This window comes from Vibrio sp. 10N.261.54.E10 (assembly GCF_002877735.2).
Taxonomy (GTDB): domain Bacteria; phylum Pseudomonadota; class Gammaproteobacteria; order Enterobacterales; family Vibrionaceae; genus Vibrio; species Vibrio crassostreae_C.
On sequence record NZ_MCXE02000002.1, the window covers coordinates 1139034 to 1156717 of the forward strand.

Consider the following 17684-nt stretch of genomic DNA (forward strand, 5'->3'; position numbering starts at 1 on the left):
TTAGTTAATAGAAACAAGTATCTAATTAAGAATGAAAGTCTAAATTAAGGCTTATAACTAGCTGTTTAATTTAAAGTTTCACAAAGCTGTAAAAACTAATATACAAACTAATCACTAAGCAACATTGCTCGTTCACTCGACTTATCTGTCAAACATCGTAAATTTGGGCATAAATCGTTTCAAGACTACTGAAACGCGATGTTAAAAGATTCAGGGAGAGTCATTCACATGGATAAAGATCATAATCTTCGCGAAAACTTACTGGCACTGATCTTAGGTAGCGCATTGGTTTCACTCGGCGTTATCTTTTTCAACCAAGTCGGTTTGCTCACCGGGGGCACGGCTGGTCTAGCGATCTTCATTACCAAAGTAACAGATTTGAGCTTTGGCCAAGTATTCTTCGCACTTAACTTACCTTTCTATATTTTGTCGGTTGCTCGTATGGGCTGGCGCTTCACAATCAATACGTTTATCGCGGTTTCGATTGTTTCGTTCGCCGTGGATCACTTGTATCACGTGATTCAAATTGCCGAAATTCATGCATTGTATGCAGCTTTACTTGGTGGTGGCTTGATTGGTACCGGCATGCTGGTGATTTTCCGTCACAAGATGAGCTTAGGTGGCTTCAACATTCTGGCGTTGTTCTTACAAGAACGTTTTGGAATTCGAGCAGGTAAGGTTCAGATGGCATTAGACTGCACGATTGTTGTGCTTTCTCTGTTCATTGTTGATGTGTCATTGGTTCTTCTGTCTGTGCTTGGTGCGATAGTCACCAACTTGATTCTAGCAATGAATCATAAACCGGGGCGCTATCAACCTGTGGTAAAAGCGGAAGCAGCATAGTTCGGTTCGCTCAAGCTCTAGATTTGCTTAAGTAAAGAGTGATTTGCAGATTATGAAAACAACAAAGCCAGCATTAATTGCTGGCTTTGTTCTATTGAAATAACGGATTCGATGTAACGATTAACACTTGCCGCAGCTGGCGTTCGGCTTAAGCTCGCAATCAATCACATTGCCTTGTTGATCAAGGGACAAGTTACAACACTCTTCAAACAGGTTCTTAAGATCAGCACGGCTTTTTTGCACGCGGGATTTAACCGTTGAGTAACTGACGTTCTGCGCTTCTGCGATCTCTTTTTGGCTTTGGCCTTTGATGTCGACCGCAAGCAGTAGCGATGAACTTTGTTCTGGCAATGCCTGAATAAAAGGTTCAATACACAATGAAAGTTTCTGCTTAAATTCAGAGTCGTGGTCTAAATCGGTAAACCACAGATCTTCAGCATCAATTTGGCTATCACGTTGTTGGCGTGCATGCTTACGGTAGAAGTCGATAATGGTGTTGTTGGCTAACTGGAACAGCCAAGCCTTAACACTGCTAGCATCTTGTACCTTATCTAAGTTCTGATAGGTCTTAATCAAGATATCTTGGAGCAAGTCGTCTACATCCGCAGAGTTGTTGACCTTTGAGTGCAGGAATGACTTTAATGCTTGCTGATACTCGGCCCAGACTTGTTCGAGCTTCAAAGGTGCATTAGTTGCACTGTTCATTTACGCAACATTCGTCTTGTAAGAAATCAATCACACCTTCTAGGCACTCATACTCCGCCACGCAGAATAGAGTTCTTCCTTCTCGTCTTTGGCTGATTAGGCCCGCAGACGCCAAGCTTGATATGTGGTGAGACAAGGTAGAACCGGGAATGCCTAGCTCTTCTTGTAGGCCGCCAACTGCAATGCCTTGGTAGCCAGCTTTAACGACACTCTTATAAATGGTTAGGCGAATAGGGTGCCCCAACTCTTTAAGTGCTTTCGCAACGACTTCTAAGTTCATATTAACTCCTCAAGATTTAATTTCGATGTTAGTCGAAATGTATGTCGAATTCAAATTTAAAAACGGTGTCTGTGTAAGTTATTGAAAAACTGTGTTTTCGAAAATCATTTCGATTTTTATCGAAATAATGCTTGTTCTGGAGCTGTTTATTTCTATAATTCGAGAATATTCGAAATTAAGGGTTGGTTACTTTTCTCATAGAGCCCGACCTTCAATCCAGTTTGGAGTTAATTATGAGCAATGAAATGTTAACAATGCTGAAAGACGCACTTGATATGTTCGCTTTCTTAGCAGTAGAGCTAATTATCCTTTTCTTAGCGATCAGCTACATTGTTGGGATTCTTCAAGAGTTCCTTACACCAGAAAAGATTCAATCTATCCTGAGCTCACGTAATGGTAAGGGTTATGTAGTAGCAGCACTACTGGGTGCAATTACACCTTTCTGTTCATGTTCGACCATTCCTTTCTTAAAAGGATTGCTGCGTGCAAGAGCGGGTTTCGGTCCAATGATGGTGTTCCTATTTGGTAGCCCACTATTGAACCCAGTGATCATTGGTTTGTTTGTGATTACCTTCGGTTGGCAAGTTGCTGTGTTCTACTTCCTTGTAGCAATGACGGTGTCTGTAGTGGCTGGTTACGCACTTGAGAAGCTTGGCTTTGAGCGTTACGTAAAACCTGAAGCGTATGAATCAACAGGTTCAGCTTCAAGCTGTGGCACTAGCTGTGGTGATTCTGATCCTAAGAAAGCAGCACCGGTTAAAGCGGAATCTTCATGTGGTACAAGTGCATGTGGCGAACCTTCACCAGTAATGGCAAAAGAGACATCTTGCTGCGATTCTAAAAAAGAAGAGCCACAAGTAACGGTTTCATGCTGTTCAGCGGATGGAAGCGCAACAGCTGAAATCGTAGAGAAGAAAGAACCTAGTCGTTGGATGAGAATTTGGTTCTCAACTTGGAAAGACTTCAAACAAGTTTTCCCTTACCTAATGATGGGTATCGCGATTGGTTCATTCATCTACGGCTTCATTCCTACAGACCTAATTGCACAGTACGCTGGTGAAGGTATGTGGTATGCGATTCCAGTAGCTGCCGTGATTGGTATTCCACTGTACATTCGTGCTGAAGCGGTAATCCCATTAAGTGCAGCTCTAGTACAGAAAGGTATGGCGTTGGGTTCAGTAATGGCATTGATCATTGGTAGTGCAGGTGCAAGTTTGACGGAAGTTATCCTGCTTAAATCAATCTTCAATAACCAAATGATTGCAGCATTCCTATTCGTTATCCTAAGCATGGCGATGGGTGCAGGCTTCCTATACAGCTTCATCTTTGGTTAATCAGGTCTGATTTCGAGATAACACCATTGATACAAAGAGATAGATAATAAAAAAGAGCTCACATAGTTGAGCTCTTTTTTGTTTAGCTTATCAGTCCGGAGGCTAGAAACCGCGAATATCCAGCTCATTATTGATCAATACAACGCACTGAGAAGCAAACAGCATGTTCGGGCCTAAGCTGATTTTTTCTGTCCCTAAGCGCTTTAAGCTGTTGTAGCTTTTCTTCGGCATAGGGATGTGATCAGTAAGAAGGAAACATGGGTTTTCAGCAATCTCTGCATCACGGATAAAGTCACCTTTCTTATCCATCATGTATAGCTGGTGGTCTTCAGCCAGTTCTTTGACTAGTTTTTCAAAGCTCATAGTGCGAACGACGATTCCCGGTTCAACCTGACGAGTCTGCTCTTTGGTCATACCTTGAGAAGCATCAACCGCTCTTACTACCGCTGATAACAATGCCGATTCATGAAAGCCACCAATGTTGGTGATCTCATTTGAATCGAAAGTGATCGTACGTGAAAAGTCTTTAGTACTTTCTAATACAAGGTGTACGGTGACATTCTCACGGTGAGATTGAGCAACGAAGATCGTGTTCATCAGAGTATGAGCCAGAATCTCAGTATGAGCATCTTGCCCAACACCTTCTAAGATAAGTTTGCTCTCTGTAGGGGCTGCGCGAGCGCGTAATACAAATGAACGCATGGAATGTACCTTGTCAGTATGTGATAAAGCGAAACGGGCTTTATCAACATGAATTGATGAATAACCAAAATTGTGGCGGTATGTAACTCTTTTCTATTAATGAAGTCAAATAGAGTTGCGTATAGCGCCAACCAGAAGAACTCTGCGTATTAAATAGAGAATGACCACATTACAAGATGGTAAGGGTTGAAGCGACCCAATGTTTACGTAGATAGTATGCGCAAATTATTAGGTGACTTACATAAGGAAGTAGTCGATGAAGTTACAGAAGATCAATAAAGAAGAATATAGAAAGAAGATGAACCTGCTGTTGGTTTCGTTGGTTGGGTCACTCGCAGTGTTCGCCATTGTATTCGGAACCATACTGATCGAGCTATTCGGTTCAGGGCAATCAATCGCAGGCGAATCGACAGGTAATTTCCACTTGAACGTATTAGGTGTGATCTTATCTGTTGCATTGAATGCAATTATCGCGAATCGTGTGAAAGGGCATGATTACTTCAAAGAAGCGCTTTATGTATGGAACCTTAAACAAATCCATAATCAAATTTATCGTAAGCTCAAGCGTATTCAACCCAAAGCTGAACAAGGCGACAGAGACGCGCTGACCATCCTTTATTTCTATTACACCACGCAAAAACAGGTATACGACCTAGACAACAACACATTGACGATAAAAACAGTTCAGCAATCGCTAGATAACATCCTAGAAGTGAGTGAGAAATGGAGCATTGAGCTAGATATAGAGGCTTTTTCGAAAGATCTAATCGCAAAGTTTTAAGTAATACACCCATTATTGTATGAGCTTTGAGCTACGAAAGAGCCTTTTGACGTAAAAGTAGCCACTTAAGCAAGTTTTTTGAATTTTTATCAAAAAAGGGGTTGCCATGTTTTCGATGATCTCTATAATGCCGCCTCACTGACACGGCAGATGCCATAAGGCTTCAGCGGTAATCAGTAAGACGGAAAGTTCGAAAGAAATTAATTTTAAAAAGTGTTTGACACTTAAGATTAAATCGCTAGAGTTCACGTCCGCTTTCAAGGGTTTCTTTGTAAAAAGAAAGTTTCGACAAGCAAAGCTCTTTAACAATTTAAACCTATCAATCTGTGTGGGCACTCGTTGATGAATATCAAAACGTCATTCTCAGGAATGGCAGTTACTTCGGTAACAAATTGATTTCAATGAACAGAGTGACCAATCAAGTCTTAAGACTTGGCACAGTCAATTCATTACCATTCTGTTCCTATTTATTTAAGAAGAGAGGGGTAATAGCTTTAAAATTACATGTTTACTTCGGTAAATATTAGTTTTGAAGTCAGTATTCGTTGAGTCACACCTATTAATTTAGGTAATCAAAACTTTAAATTGAAGAGTTTGATCATGGCTCAGATTGAACGCTGGCGGCAGGCCTAACACATGCAAGTCGAGCGGAAACGACTTAACTGAACCTTCGGGGAACGTTAAGGGCGTCGAGCGGCGGACGGGTGAGTAATGCCTAGGAAATTGCCTTGATGTGGGGGATAACCATTGGAAACGATGGCTAATACCGCATAATGCCTACGGGCCAAAGAGGGGGACCTTCGGGCCTCTCGCGTCAAGATATGCCTAGGTGGGATTAGCTAGTTGGTGAGGTAATGGCTCACCAAGGCGACGATCCCTAGCTGGTCTGAGAGGATGATCAGCCACACTGGAACTGAGACACGGTCCAGACTCCTACGGGAGGCAGCAGTGGGGAATATTGCACAATGGGCGAAAGCCTGATGCAGCCATGCCGCGTGTATGAAGAAGGCCTTCGGGTTGTAAAGTACTTTCAGTTGTGAGGAAGGGGATAGTGTTAATAGCGCTATCTCTTGACGTTAGCAACAGAAGAAGCACCGGCTAACTCCGTGCCAGCAGCCGCGGTAATACGGAGGGTGCGAGCGTTAATCGGAATTACTGGGCGTAAAGCGCATGCAGGTGGTTCATTAAGTCAGATGTGAAAGCCCGGGGCTCAACCTCGGAACTGCATTTGAAACTGGTGAACTAGAGTACTGTAGAGGGGGGTAGAATTTCAGGTGTAGCGGTGAAATGCGTAGAGATCTGAAGGAATACCAGTGGCGAAGGCGGCCCCCTGGACAGATACTGACACTCAGATGCGAAAGCGTGGGGAGCAAACAGGATTAGATACCCTGGTAGTCCACGCCGTAAACGATGTCTACTTGGAGGTTGTGGCCTTGAGCCGTGGCTTTCGGAGCTAACGCGTTAAGTAGACCGCCTGGGGAGTACGGTCGCAAGATTAAAACTCAAATGAATTGACGGGGGCCCGCACAAGCGGTGGAGCATGTGGTTTAATTCGATGCAACGCGAAGAACCTTACCTACTCTTGACATCCAGAGAATCCAGCGGAGACGCAGGAGTGCCTTCGGGAGCTCTGAGACAGGTGCTGCATGGCTGTCGTCAGCTCGTGTTGTGAAATGTTGGGTTAAGTCCCGCAACGAGCGCAACCCTTATCCTTGTTTGCCAGCGAGTAATGTCGGGAACTCCAGGGAGACTGCCGGTGATAAACCGGAGGAAGGTGGGGACGACGTCAAGTCATCATGGCCCTTACGAGTAGGGCTACACACGTGCTACAATGGCGCATACAGAGGGCAGCAAGCTAGCGATAGTGAGCGAATCCCAAAAAGTGCGTCGTAGTCCGGATTGGAGTCTGCAACTCGACTCCATGAAGTCGGAATCGCTAGTAATCGTGAATCAGAATGTCACGGTGAATACGTTCCCGGGCCTTGTACACACCGCCCGTCACACCATGGGAGTGGGCTGCAAAAGAAGTGGGTAGTTTAACCTTTCGGGGAGGACGCTCACCACTTTGTGGTTCATGACTGGGGTGAAGTCGTAACAAGGTAGCCCTAGGGGAACCTGGGGCTGGATCACCTCCTTATACGAAGATACTCACGATAAGTGTCCACACAGATTGATTAGGTTTAAAAAGAAAAAGAGATGAAGAACTCCCAAGGTTCTTCAAAGTTTGTTTCTGCTTTTAAAGTAGAGATAAATTGCAGTGTCCCGTTCGTCTAGAGGCCTAGGACACCGCCCTTTCACGGCGGTAACAGGGGTTCGACTCCCCTACGGGATACCACTTCCTTCAAGAAGTAAAAAGGGTCGTTAGCTCAGTTGGTAGAGCAGTTGACTTTTAATCAATTGGTCGCAGGTTCGAATCCTGCACGACCCACCATTTCCTCCCAAGGAAATAAAATTTGGGGCGATTAGCTCAGTTGGGAGAGCACCTGCCTTACAAGCAGGGGGTCACTGGTTCGAGCCCGGTATCGCCCACCATTTCCTCCCAAGGAAATAAAAATATGGGGCTATAGCTCAGCTGGGAGAGCGCCTGCCTTGCACGCAGGAGGTCTGCGGTTCGATCCCGCATAGCTCCACCATTCTTTCTCCATGAGGGAATCAAAACTATCATGGGCGATTAGCTCAGTTGGGAGAGCACCTGCCTTACAAGCAGGGGGTCACTGGTTCGAGCCCGGTATCGCCCACCATCTTTAAGCACATTTTTCTTAGTAATAGAAAGCTGAGTGTATTTAAAAATGGTTTTGAAAGTTTAATGCTTTAAAAACTCTTGCTCTTTAACAATTTGGAAAGCTGACTGATTGATTACTTACGAGTAATTCAATCAAATTTAAAAGTTCTCAATGTTTATCTGCTCTTATTTAATAAGAACGGTATAAACACAACAAACACATTCAAGTGTCTTGTATTCGATTCAAACTTGTTTGAATCACAATTGAGTCCGGCAAACAGTCATTGAGAATTAACCCTTCTTAATGACAACCAAAAACCTTGGTTGCTTTTTGTCTTCACTTTTTAAAAGTGAAAGCAAATTTGTATCATACACAAGACCCTTTCGGGTTGTATGGTTAAGTGACTAAGCGTACACGGTGGATGCCTTGGCAGTCAGAGGCGATGAAAGGCGTAATAACTTGCGATAAGCCCAGATTAGGTAGTAATAACCTTTTGAGTCTGGGATTCCTGAATGGGGAAACCCACTTACATAAGTAAGTATCCTGTTGTGAATACATAGCAACAGGAGGCAAACCGGGGGAACTGAAACATCTAAGTACCCCGAGGAAGAGAAATCAACCGAGATTCCGAAAGTAGCGGCGAGCGAAATTGGATTAGCCCTTAAGCTTTTAATGATGCAGGTGAAGAGTCTGGAAAGTCTCGCAGTAAAGGGTGATAGCCCCGTAACCGACACATCATAATCAGTGAAAACGAGTAGGGCGGGACACGTGATATCCTGTCTGAATATGGGGGGACCATCCTCCAAGGCTAAATACTACTGACTGACCGATAGTGAACCAGTACCGTGAGGGAAAGGCGAAAAGAACCCCTGTGAGGGGAGTGAAATAGAACCTGAAACCGTGTACGTACAAGCAGTAGGAGCACCTTCGTGGTGTGACTGCGTACCTTTTGTATAATGGGTCAGCGACTTAATTTTAGTAGCAAGGTTAACCGTTTAGGGGAGCCGTAGGGAAACCGAGTCTTAACTGGGCGTACAGTTGCTAGGATTAGACCCGAAACCAGGTGATCTAGCCATGGGCAGGTTGAAGGTTGAGTAACATCAACTGGAGGACCGAACCGACTAATGTTGAAAAATTAGCGGATGACTTGTGGCTAGGGGTGAAAGGCCAATCAAACCTGGAGATAGCTGGTTCTCCCCGAAAGCTATTTAGGTAGCGCCTCGGACGAATACTACTGGGGGTAGAGCACTGTTAAGGCTAGGGGGTCATCCCGACTTACCAACCCTTTGCAAACTCCGAATACCAGTAAGTACTATCCGGGAGACACACGGCGGGTGCTAACGTCCGTCGTGGAGAGGGAAACAACCCAGACCGCCAGCTAAGGTCCCAAAGTATAGCTAAGTGGGAAACGATGTGGGAAGGCTCAGACAGCCAGGATGTTGGCTTAGAAGCAGCCATCATTTAAAGAAAGCGTAATAGCTCACTGGTCGAGTCGGCCTGCGCGGAAGATGTAACGGGGCTAAGCTATACACCGAAGCTGCGGCTACGTACCTTAGGGTATGTGGGGTAGGGGAGCGTTCTGTAAGCCGTTGAAGGTGGTCTGTAAGGGCTGCTGGAGGTATCAGAAGTGCGAATGCTGACATGAGTAACGATAAAGGGAGTGAAAAACTCCCTCGCCGGAAGACCAAGGGTTCCTGTCCAACGTTAATCGGGGCAGGGTAAGTCGACTCCTAAGGCGAGGCCGAAAGGCGTAGTCGATGGGAAACGGGTTAATATTCCCGTACTTCTTACAATTGCGATGGGGGGACGGAGAAGGCTAGGTGGGCCTGGCGACGGTTGTCCAGGTTCAAGTACGTAGGCGGGTGGTTTAGGTAAATCCGGACCGCTACTAACGCTGAGATACGATGTCGAGCTACTACGGTAGTGAAGTCATTGATGCCATGCTTCCAGGAAAAGCCTCTAAGCTTCAGATTGTAAGGAATCGTACCCCAAACCGACACAGGTGGTCGGGTAGAGAATACCAAGGCGCTTGAGAGAACTCGGGTGAAGGAACTAGGCAAAATGGTACCGTAACTTCGGGAGAAGGTACGCTCTTATCAGTGAAGTCCCTTGCGGATGGAGCAGACGAGAGTCGCAGATACCAGGTGGCTGCAACTGTTTATTAAAAACACAGCACTGTGCAAAATCGTAAGATGACGTATACGGTGTGACGCCTGCCCGGTGCCGGAAGGTTAATTGATGGGGTTAGACTTCGGTCGAAGCTCTTGATCGAAGCCCCGGTAAACGGCGGCCGTAACTATAACGGTCCTAAGGTAGCGAAATTCCTTGTCGGGTAAGTTCCGACCTGCACGAATGGCGTAATGATGGCCACGCTGTCTCCACCCGAGACTCAGTGAAATTGAAATCGCTGTGAAGATGCAGTGTACCCGCGGCTAGACGGAAAGACCCCGTGAACCTTTACTACAGCTTGGCACTGAACATTGAACCTACATGTGTAGGATAGGTGGGAGACTATGAAACCGCGTCGCTAGATGTGGTGGAGTCGTCCTTGAAATACCACCCTTGTAGTTTTGATGTTCTAACGTTGGTCCCTGAATCGGGATTACGGACAGTGCCTGGTGGGTAGTTTGACTGGGGCGGTCTCCTCCCAAAGAGTAACGGAGGAGCACGAAGGTGGGCTAAACACGGTTGGACATCGTGTGGTTAGTGCAATGGCATAAGCCCGCTTGACTGCGAGAATGACAATTCGAGCAGGTGCGAAAGCAGGTCATAGTGATCCGGTGGTTCTGAATGGAAGGGCCATCGCTCAACGGATAAAAGGTACTCCGGGGATAACAGGCTGATACCGCCCAAGAGTTCATATCGACGGCGGTGTTTGGCACCTCGATGTCGGCTCATCACATCCTGGGGCTGAAGTCGGTCCCAAGGGTATGGCTGTTCGCCATTTAAAGTGGTACGCGAGCTGGGTTTAGAACGTCGTGAGACAGTTCGGTCCCTATCTGCCGTGGGCGTTGGAAAATTGAAAGGGGCTGCTCCTAGTACGAGAGGACCGGAGTGGACGAACCTCTGGTGTTCGGGTTGTCATGCCAATGGCATTGCCCGGTAGCTAAGTTCGGAATCGATAACCGCTGAAAGCATCTAAGCGGGAAGCGAGCCTTGAGATGAGTTTTCCCTGGCGCTATAAGCGTCCTAAAGGGTTGTCGTAGACTACGACGTTGATAGGCAGGGTGTGTAAGTGCTGCGAGGCATTGAGCTAACCTGTACTAATTGCCCGTGAGGCTTAACCATACAACACCCAAGGGGTTTTGTGGACTCAAAGAAAGACCAGACCTTGAATGAGTTTGAAGAGATAGACTTTTAAATCAGTTTTCCAGATTATTTTGCCTTCAGTTTTTAAAAAAGCTGAAAGTAAAAGCAAAATTTGCTTGGCGACCATAGCATTGTGGACCCACCTGATTCCATGCCGAACTCAGAAGTGAAACACAATAGCGCCGATGGTAGTGTGGGGCTTCCCCATGTGAGAGTAGGACATCGCCAGGCTCCAAATTTATTTTCACTTTTTTGAAAGCTGAAGACAAAAGGTATCGTTACTTGCATTAGCAAATAACAACCTCAACAGTGTACTAATCTGTTGATGACAATTTGTTGGAGGGATGGCTGAGTGGTCGAAAGCACCGGTCTTGAAAACCGGCAACCGTTAATAGCGGTTCTAGGGTTCAAATCCCTATCCCTCCACCACTCTTAAAGATTAAATCGCTGTTTTTACAGCGGTTTTTTCGTATCTAAAGCCTCGAAAATCATCTCGCACAGAAAGGTAGCACAGATGTACTTATTGAGACTTCCAAATAGCGTATACTACACACGCATCGCCACCCCACTTTCACTGCGTAGCAGCGGTTATCCCAAAGAGTTTAAATTCTCTCTTCTAATACCAATCCGGAAAATTAACTGATCAGGTCAATCCAATCTCTTGTACACACTTTTGTGACGCGATCTTTGCACTCAAGAAATCCATTCCAAGCGCTACAGACCTTCGAAACAATATCGTTATAATCAATGAAGTTTTGGTTTGCTAGATAGTGTTGCCTTAACCAACTCCACACTTGCTCTATAGGGTTAAGCTCTGGTGAGTATGGCGGCAATTTGATAATACTGACATTATCAAATGGGTTAGCAATATCATCGGTATGCCATCCTGCGCCATCCATTATTACCACTGAATGACGGTCTTTTTCTGTGACTTTAGATATCTGCTCTCGATGGGCACACTGAGCCAAACAAATAAGCGTATTCAAATTGCTGCTGTTTTACTACGCGAGGTCTCGTTCCACGAGTAGCCCAAAGACGTGTTGTTGTGTTCTGCTGACCAAACCTAGCTTCGTCTTGAAACCAGACATCAACACTCTCTAGCCCAATATGGCCGGGGATCTTAAGGATCGTTTCGATTTGGAATTTTTTTAAAATCGTCTTGTATTTGCTGTGATTGTTTAGGGTGTTTGGAACGAGAAGTTATCCAAGAAAAACCCATGTGGTCGAGGAGATAATAGATGGAATTAGGGTGGTAGTGCTTGTCAAAGTGTTTAACGATGTAGTCATGTATATCGCTTCCAACAAGGCGGCCACCAGAAGGTGATTCAGCTTCTTTTTTTATGAAGGCACTGAGTTGAGCCCGCTGCTCATCGGTGAGGTATGCAGGCCTACCAGTCCGAGGTTTTTCTTGAAGTCCTTCTAGGCCTTCTTCAAAAAAAATCCGAACCCATTTATTGACACTGGTTCGACTGACTTTGAGAGATTTTGCAATTTGTGTACGAGAGAGGCCGTCTTTAAAGTGTGCGAGCGCAAGTAAACGCATCTTCATCTGAATGGTTTTTTGCTGGCTCGCAAGCTTTTTGAAGTCAGTGTTATTAAGGCTATCCATGGCTAAATTTCACAATAATTCATCAATCTTAATTAGATCACATTTTTACTTTAATTGGTATAACTTCCTTTTAAAATGGTCCCGAATGAAACTGAAGTACTGCAGTTTTAGGCTGGTGAAGTACTTTGATACAATGGAATGATTAACTCATTTATGTTGATGCAGGGCCTGAACTGCTTGATTGTTTTCGTTGGCAACCGCTGCTTAAGGCGTACCGCCATACTCGATTGCGTTTGGCAACTGCGTCCTCGGTTTGATGCTCCTAGCTATGCCGAGCGATTAGAAAGCTTTGAATGGTGGCATTGGGATGATGAAACACTAGCAGAAATATTGCCACCATTCCAAAAAGATTGCGGTGAGTTTTTGGCTTACTTTGAGCAAGTCTAACCCCAATATATTTTAAGTCTGAAACTAAAAAAGCAGCCTAAGTGGCTGCTTTTTCGTTTAATAACTTTATAGCGGTTTAGCTGGCAAGCCGTTTAGTTCGCTAACTGATTAATTAGAAAGCTTAGCCTCGACTTGCCCAAGTGCGCGTTGGTACATAAACCAAGCACATGTACCGGCAAGCACATTACCCACCATGGCACCCCAGAACAGGCCTTCAATACCAGCAAGCTGCGAACCAATCCACAAGCAAGGCAAGAAGAAGGCGAACAGGCGCAGTGCTGATATCGTTAAGGCAGTATAAGACTTACCAAGCGCATTCGAGATAGAAACCATCAGCATACAGATACCCAACGGCCCTAAACTGATAGGAACGATAAGTAAGTGGTAGTTCAAAATGGTCGAGACTTCGTCTTCGCTGGTCATGAGATTTGCCAACCCGCCAGAGAACACCCAAGTTACCAGTGCGATCACCAATTGGAATCCTAATACAAACATCACGGCAATCTTCACAAGACTACGTATGTTCCCTAGGTTCTTTTCTCCCAACATTCGGCCAATCATAGGTGGCATCGACATAGTCAGAGCAAGCACTGCAACAATCGAAAAGAACTCAAAACGTGAACCTAGCGCCCAAGCTGCAACGGCTGCTGTGCCGTAGCCTGCAAGCAGTTTGGTGGCGAGCATCGAAGAGACTGGTGGCAGTAGCTGACTGATCATCGCAGGCCCCATGATGTTTCCTATAGAACGAATACTCTTGCCGATATCAAGATCGTGCCAGTCGAATGTCATCCAATGCTTCTTAGTTACCTTAGGAGCAACGATAAAGATACCCGCACCGAACGCCAAGATGGTCGCAATCGCGGCTCCGTTGATGCCCATGTCGAGCGTGAATATGAAAATCGGGTCCAATATCAAGTTGATGATGCTGGTCGCGATCATCATCGAACCGGGCAGCATGGTATTACCATTGGCACGACACACACTGTAGAAAAAGTAGAGCAGTGCGCCTGTCCAAGAGCTTACCAGCCAATAGATCCAGTAATAATCAATGATCGGCAGTACCGTCGGTGGTGCATCGAGGAGTTGTAAAATAGGACCACGCAACAGATAGATGATGACCGAGAACAGCGCGACACTCACACTGCCCATCGCAACGACTAATCCGCCGAGCTGTTTGGCATAGCGTATCTCGTTAGCCCCAATAGCTCTCGCGATCACAGCCGTTGTCGCGATGCCTAGTCCGACTTGAATCCCGATAATGATCATTTGAATTGGTAGCGTGAAGCCTTGAACCGCGAGCGGCAGTACGCCTAACTGGCCAATAAAAGCACTGTCTACAAGTTGGAAGCTCATCAGGGAGAGCACCCCAAACAGCATTGGCCATGTCATTGTATAGAGTTGTCGGCCAAGAGAAGGCGAGGGAGTTGCGGTCGTAGAATTCATAACACTCTTATCAGTCTTGAAGGTAGGTTTGTCGTAGTGATAATCCACTCAATGAAGAATTGCGTAAAGGATAACGTAACGTTAGCTCGATACCAATAAATGTCATTAAATCTATCGATATTACCTTTGCACAGTTTCATCGGTATGTGAGCATTGTGCAATGCAACTTTATGCGTTCGCTTATTGAAATTTAAGGTGTCGTATCTTGTTTCTGAGTTTTATATTAGCGGATTGGGTCTAAAGGTTTTCCATTCGACTATTTCTAATGTTTCGCTTTATCCCGATAACTTGGTGGCGTGACTCCAACCCAACCTTTGAATGCACGATTGAAATTACTCAAGTCGCTGTAACCCACTTGCCAACTGATGTCTTGAACAGAAAGGTTGGTCTCTTCAAGTAGCTGTTTTGCTTTAGCTTCCCGAACTTGTTCTTTGGCTTGTTTAAAGAGAATGTTTTTGCTCTTCAGGTTTCTCTGCAGCGTTCGTTTTGTCATGCCGAGCATGGTCGCAAACCACTCAATATTGAACCAAGGTAGAGTCGCATAGGTGTCTATTAATATCTCGACAGCGTGATGCCAATCTTGGGTACTATTTCGTTCTGAAATGGCACGATAATCATCGGGCAGCGGAATCGAGAACGCACCGTATTGCTCTTCAAACTGAATATCAGAATCAAAGAAATGCTTAGGTAATTTACGTGCGCTGTTGTGCTTAGAGACCAACTTGGCGTGTGATGGTTGCCAGCGACTGTCAATGAACTTACGGCATAGGCTAATCACGGTCAGGGCGCGAAACCATTCTGCTTGTTCAAAACCTGAGGTCGATGGGTGATAGCAACTTCGATGACACAGCCACCACAATCCATCGCTTTTTTCCGTCCATATGGTGACGTGATTACTTAAGGTCGATATTTCAGTAATCAAGCAGCGTACCGCTTGCTCGAGAGAAGTGCATTGTTCAATTTTTCGGTCTAGCTCAGGTGACAATTGCTCTAGAGAGGCCTTACGTCCAACCTCAATCCCTATCGAATAGCCAAACTTACGCTCAAGGCCATGAATGAAGCGAATCACGTCTTGTGTAGGAAGCCATTGATTGGATTGTGTCAGTTCAATGGGTAGACCGCACGCAACGGCGACGGTGCGCCAATCCAGTCTATGTTTGTCACAATACTGAATATATGGAGCAATGTTACTGGTCGAAGTGAGCAGTATGCTGGTGGTGTTCGATGATGCTTTCATTGTTTTGTGCCTACCATTAAATGTCATCAAGTGACCTAATTAAGTGTAGCGCATCTCCCTATACTTTTCCTAACCCAAACAGGAGAACAATTATGAAACTTAAACACATTGCCGTTCTAGTATCGTTAGCGACCCCATCATCATTTGCTCTTGCAGCAAACCCAGTTGAAGAAGCTCTGAAAGTTGAAGGTGCTCAAGTTACCTTGACCGTGAAAGAGGCGAGCACAGCATTTACCCCAAGTTTTACTGACTCAGCTCGTGAGTTATTCAATAACTTTCATTGGCAGATGGGCGGCGACCACAGCGTTTACTACAACATGCACATGAGTGAGTTTCTACCAACGGCACTGGCGGCTCCAAACGAAGAGTACAAGCCTTTAGTCAAAAATATCGACCCACGACTCGCTGCACTGAAAGTTGATACTGAAAGCAAAGGTCAGTTGACAATGGATGAGTACTTGGCGGATGAACAGTTCCGTACCCAAGGCTTTATGTTGATTCACAAAGGGGAGATCGTTTACGAAGCTTACCCAGGTATGAAGCCGACAGATACGCACGTTTGGGCATCTACAGCAAAAACGACGGTTGGCACAGTGATCGCAATGTTAGTGGAAGAGGGCAAAGTCGACCCTGAAAAAGAGATCGCTGAGTATGTTTCTGAATTGAAAGGAACGAACTGGGATGGCATCACAGTACACCAAGTTCTGAACATGTCGACCGCGCTAGACAATGAAGAGACATTAGAGTCTATCTTGAACCCAGACTCTGATGTGGTGCGTTTCTTTGCGGCATCGTTTAACTCACCTCGTGCAAAAACGGGTGAAATGGAAACTTGGATGGAAGTGGCTCAAGGTGCACAGAAACTGGAAGGTGAAAAAGCCGGTGACCATTTCCGTTACGCATCTATCAACACCATGGTGCTGACTAAGTTAGTTGAAAACGTTGAGAACAAAACTTGGACTCAAGTATTCGAAGATCGTGTTTGGTCAAAAGTGCACGCACGTCAACCAATGCAATTCAACTTGACGCCAGATGGCATGGCGATCGCGGTTGGCTTGGTTTCATCAACGGTAGAAGACATGGCTCGCTGGGGAACACTATTTACACCTAGCTGGAAAGCGGTGGCTGATGAGCCAGTGGTGTCACAAGCTGTGATTGATCGTATCCGCAACGGCGGTGATCCAAAAGCATTCGTAGGTACTAGCAAAGAGAGCAGTTCACTGCACGCATACAACGAAAAAGCAGACTACAACGCATACCAATTTGATTTCATTTTCAATGACGGTGCAATGTCGAAAAGTGGCAACCTAGGCCAATTTATTTACATCGATCCTGCACGTGACTTTGTGGGTGTGATGTTCTCAACCAACCCATACCACTCAGGTTTTGGTGAGAATAAAGGCCCAGCACTAATGCGTTCAGCGGCAAAACTACTTGCTGACAAGTAATCTATTTATTACCTAACAGGATGTTCCAGGCTTCAAGGAGGAAGCAAACGACTTTCGAGAGATATAATGAAAAAATTTGCTCTATTAATCCCGTTGAGTTTAGGTCTAGCCCTTCCTGCATATGCCGATTCAGATTCCGAACGTGTTATCGATCCTGCTGATGTCACTAAAGTTTATACTCAAGCAGCATTGATGTTGAATGGTAGTTCAGATATCCAGTTTCAAGGGCAAGTTTCTGGCGGTTTAGAAAACGGTCAACAGTTTGCCCTACTGGCCGAAGGGACGTTTGTCGATGAAAGCAACACAGCGCTTCGCGATCCAGACAAATTCGGTACAGAGTATAGCAACTCTAGAATCCAGTACTTCCACGTCTTTGAAACGGGGACGAAAGCTACGCCTAAAGTGGGTCTTTCATTAGATTATATTAATACGCGCAACAGTATTAAAAATGACTTATTGTCGGTTGGCGGTGTTGTTGCGATTAACCCAGCTTATACCGGTGGATTCCTTGTGTTTCCAAGAGCAGGACTGATGACAGGTAGCATGGAGATCCCGGGTGTCACTTCATCTAAAGATGATTTAACGGGATACTCGCTTGGTTTGATTACTGCGAAGCATCTTGGTGATTCTGGCGCTTATGTGTCTTTAGTTCCTGAGTGGCAGGATCTTTCTGGTGATGATATCGACATGCAAAACTTCTCATTTAAAACATCGTTAAATGTGCCGATGAACACTGCAAGAACTTGGTGGTTGAATACGCGCTATGACATTACCAAAGCGGATGTTGATGTGAAAGGTGTGTCAATGCCGAATGGTTGGCAAACCGAGGCTTGGGTTGGTGTGAGATACTACTTCTAGCGCTCTAGCCAGCTAATTTGCAAAG

At 45.4% G+C, this 17684-nt stretch carries 11 protein-coding genes, 6 tRNA genes, 3 rRNA genes and 1 pseudogene; 15 read left to right on the forward strand and 6 right to left on the reverse strand.

Annotation, left to right across the window (positions count from 1 at the left end; translation table 11 throughout):
- The first annotated feature begins 228 nt into the window (after nucleotides 1–228).
- Nucleotides 229–843, forward strand: coding sequence for a YitT family protein (locus BCU07_RS16250; protein ID WP_017065874.1), 615 nt, complete (start codon nucleotides 229–231; stop codon nucleotides 841–843).
- Between the two features lie 120 nt (nucleotides 844–963).
- Here BCU07_RS16250 and sigZ read toward each other — a convergent pair whose 3' ends face one another.
- Complete coding sequence (sigZ, locus tag BCU07_RS16255) at nucleotides 964–1548, reverse strand: RNA polymerase sigma factor SigZ (protein ID WP_017061700.1); 585 nt, start codon at nucleotides 1546–1548, stop codon at nucleotides 964–966.
- A complete protein-coding gene (locus BCU07_RS16260; RefSeq protein WP_004733042.1) occupies nucleotides 1532–1828 on the reverse strand; it encodes an ArsR/SmtB family transcription factor in 297 nt (98 codons plus the stop codon). The genes sigZ and BCU07_RS16260 overlap by 17 nt, the downstream gene beginning before the upstream one ends.
- A gap of 233 nt (nucleotides 1829–2061) precedes the next feature.
- Between BCU07_RS16260 and BCU07_RS16265 the strand changes: the two genes are divergently transcribed.
- Nucleotides 2062–3162 carry a permease gene (locus tag BCU07_RS16265; RefSeq protein WP_102429222.1) on the forward strand — a complete coding sequence of 367 codons (1101 nt, stop codon included), beginning with the start codon at nucleotides 2062–2064 and terminating at the stop codon, nucleotides 3160–3162.
- 102 nt (nucleotides 3163–3264) lie between these two features.
- Here BCU07_RS16265 and trmY read toward each other — a convergent pair whose 3' ends face one another.
- Nucleotides 3265–3864: a tRNA (pseudouridine(54)-N(1))-methyltransferase TrmY gene (gene trmY, locus BCU07_RS16270; protein ID WP_017061702.1), complete on the reverse strand. Its 600-nt coding sequence runs from the start codon at nucleotides 3862–3864 to the stop codon at nucleotides 3265–3267.
- A gap of 256 nt (nucleotides 3865–4120) precedes the next feature.
- On the opposite strand from trmY, the gene BCU07_RS16275 reads away from it, so the two are divergent.
- The 10 genes from BCU07_RS16275 (at nucleotide 4121) to BCU07_RS16320 (ending at nucleotide 11106) form a co-directional block, all read left to right on the forward strand.
- Nucleotides 4121–4645, forward strand: a complete 525-nt coding sequence (locus tag BCU07_RS16275; protein WP_102429221.1) for a DUF3087 family protein — start codon at nucleotides 4121–4123, stop codon at nucleotides 4643–4645.
- Between the two features lie 582 nt (nucleotides 4646–5227).
- Nucleotides 5228–6782: ribosomal RNA gene (locus BCU07_RS16280) — 16S ribosomal RNA — on the forward strand.
- A 122-nt stretch (nucleotides 6783–6904) separates the two neighbouring features.
- Nucleotides 6905–6980: transfer RNA gene (locus tag BCU07_RS16285), tRNA-Glu, on the forward strand.
- 20 nt (nucleotides 6981–7000) lie between these two features.
- Nucleotides 7001–7076: transfer RNA gene (locus tag BCU07_RS16290), tRNA-Lys, on the forward strand.
- A gap of 25 nt (nucleotides 7077–7101) precedes the next feature.
- Nucleotides 7102–7177 (forward strand) — tRNA-Val (locus BCU07_RS16295).
- Between the two features lie 25 nt (nucleotides 7178–7202).
- Nucleotides 7203–7278: transfer RNA gene (locus tag BCU07_RS16300), tRNA-Ala, on the forward strand.
- 32 nt (nucleotides 7279–7310) lie between these two features.
- Nucleotides 7311–7386 (forward strand) — tRNA-Val (locus BCU07_RS16305).
- Between the two features lie 376 nt (nucleotides 7387–7762).
- Nucleotides 7763–10656 (forward strand): 23S ribosomal RNA (locus BCU07_RS16310).
- A gap of 136 nt (nucleotides 10657–10792) precedes the next feature.
- Nucleotides 10793–10908 (forward strand): 5S ribosomal RNA (gene rrf / locus BCU07_RS16315).
- The 16S, 23S and 5S rRNA genes sit together here with 6 tRNA genes alongside, the layout of an rRNA operon.
- Nucleotides 10909–11015: 107 nt before the next feature.
- Nucleotides 11016–11106: transfer RNA gene (locus tag BCU07_RS16320), tRNA-Ser, on the forward strand.
- Between the two features lie 206 nt (nucleotides 11107–11312).
- On the opposite strand, the pseudogene BCU07_RS16325 reads toward BCU07_RS16320, so the two are convergent.
- Nucleotides 11313–12286 (reverse strand): annotated as a pseudogene (locus BCU07_RS16325) (IS630 family transposase).
- 153 nt (nucleotides 12287–12439) lie between these two features.
- On the opposite strand from BCU07_RS16325, the gene BCU07_RS16330 reads away from it, so the two are divergent.
- A complete protein-coding gene (locus tag BCU07_RS16330) occupies nucleotides 12440–12673 on the forward strand; it encodes a phosphonate metabolism protein (RefSeq protein ID WP_010428389.1) in 234 nt (77 codons plus the stop codon).
- Nucleotides 12674–12781: 108 nt separating this feature from the next.
- Here the strand turns inward: BCU07_RS16330 and BCU07_RS16335 are convergent, their stop codons facing one another.
- Nucleotides 12782–14116 carry an MATE family efflux transporter gene (locus tag BCU07_RS16335; RefSeq protein ID WP_102321071.1) on the reverse strand — a complete coding sequence of 445 codons (1335 nt, stop codon included), beginning with the start codon at nucleotides 14114–14116 and terminating at the stop codon, nucleotides 12782–12784.
- 262 nt (nucleotides 14117–14378) lie between these two features.
- Complete coding sequence (locus BCU07_RS16340; RefSeq protein ID WP_017064911.1) at nucleotides 14379–15353, reverse strand: helix-turn-helix domain-containing protein; 975 nt, start codon at nucleotides 15351–15353, stop codon at nucleotides 14379–14381.
- Between the two features lie 92 nt (nucleotides 15354–15445).
- On the opposite strand from BCU07_RS16340, the gene BCU07_RS16345 reads away from it, so the two are divergent.
- Both BCU07_RS16345 and BCU07_RS16350 read left to right on the forward strand, forming a co-directional pair.
- Nucleotides 15446–16801: a serine hydrolase domain-containing protein gene (locus BCU07_RS16345; RefSeq protein ID WP_017060556.1), complete on the forward strand. Its 1356-nt coding sequence runs from the start codon at nucleotides 15446–15448 to the stop codon at nucleotides 16799–16801.
- 66 nt (nucleotides 16802–16867) lie between these two features.
- Nucleotides 16868–17659, forward strand: a complete 792-nt coding sequence (locus BCU07_RS16350; protein ID WP_017079564.1) for a hypothetical protein — start codon at nucleotides 16868–16870, stop codon at nucleotides 17657–17659.
- Nucleotides 17660–17684 lie beyond the last annotated feature (25 nt).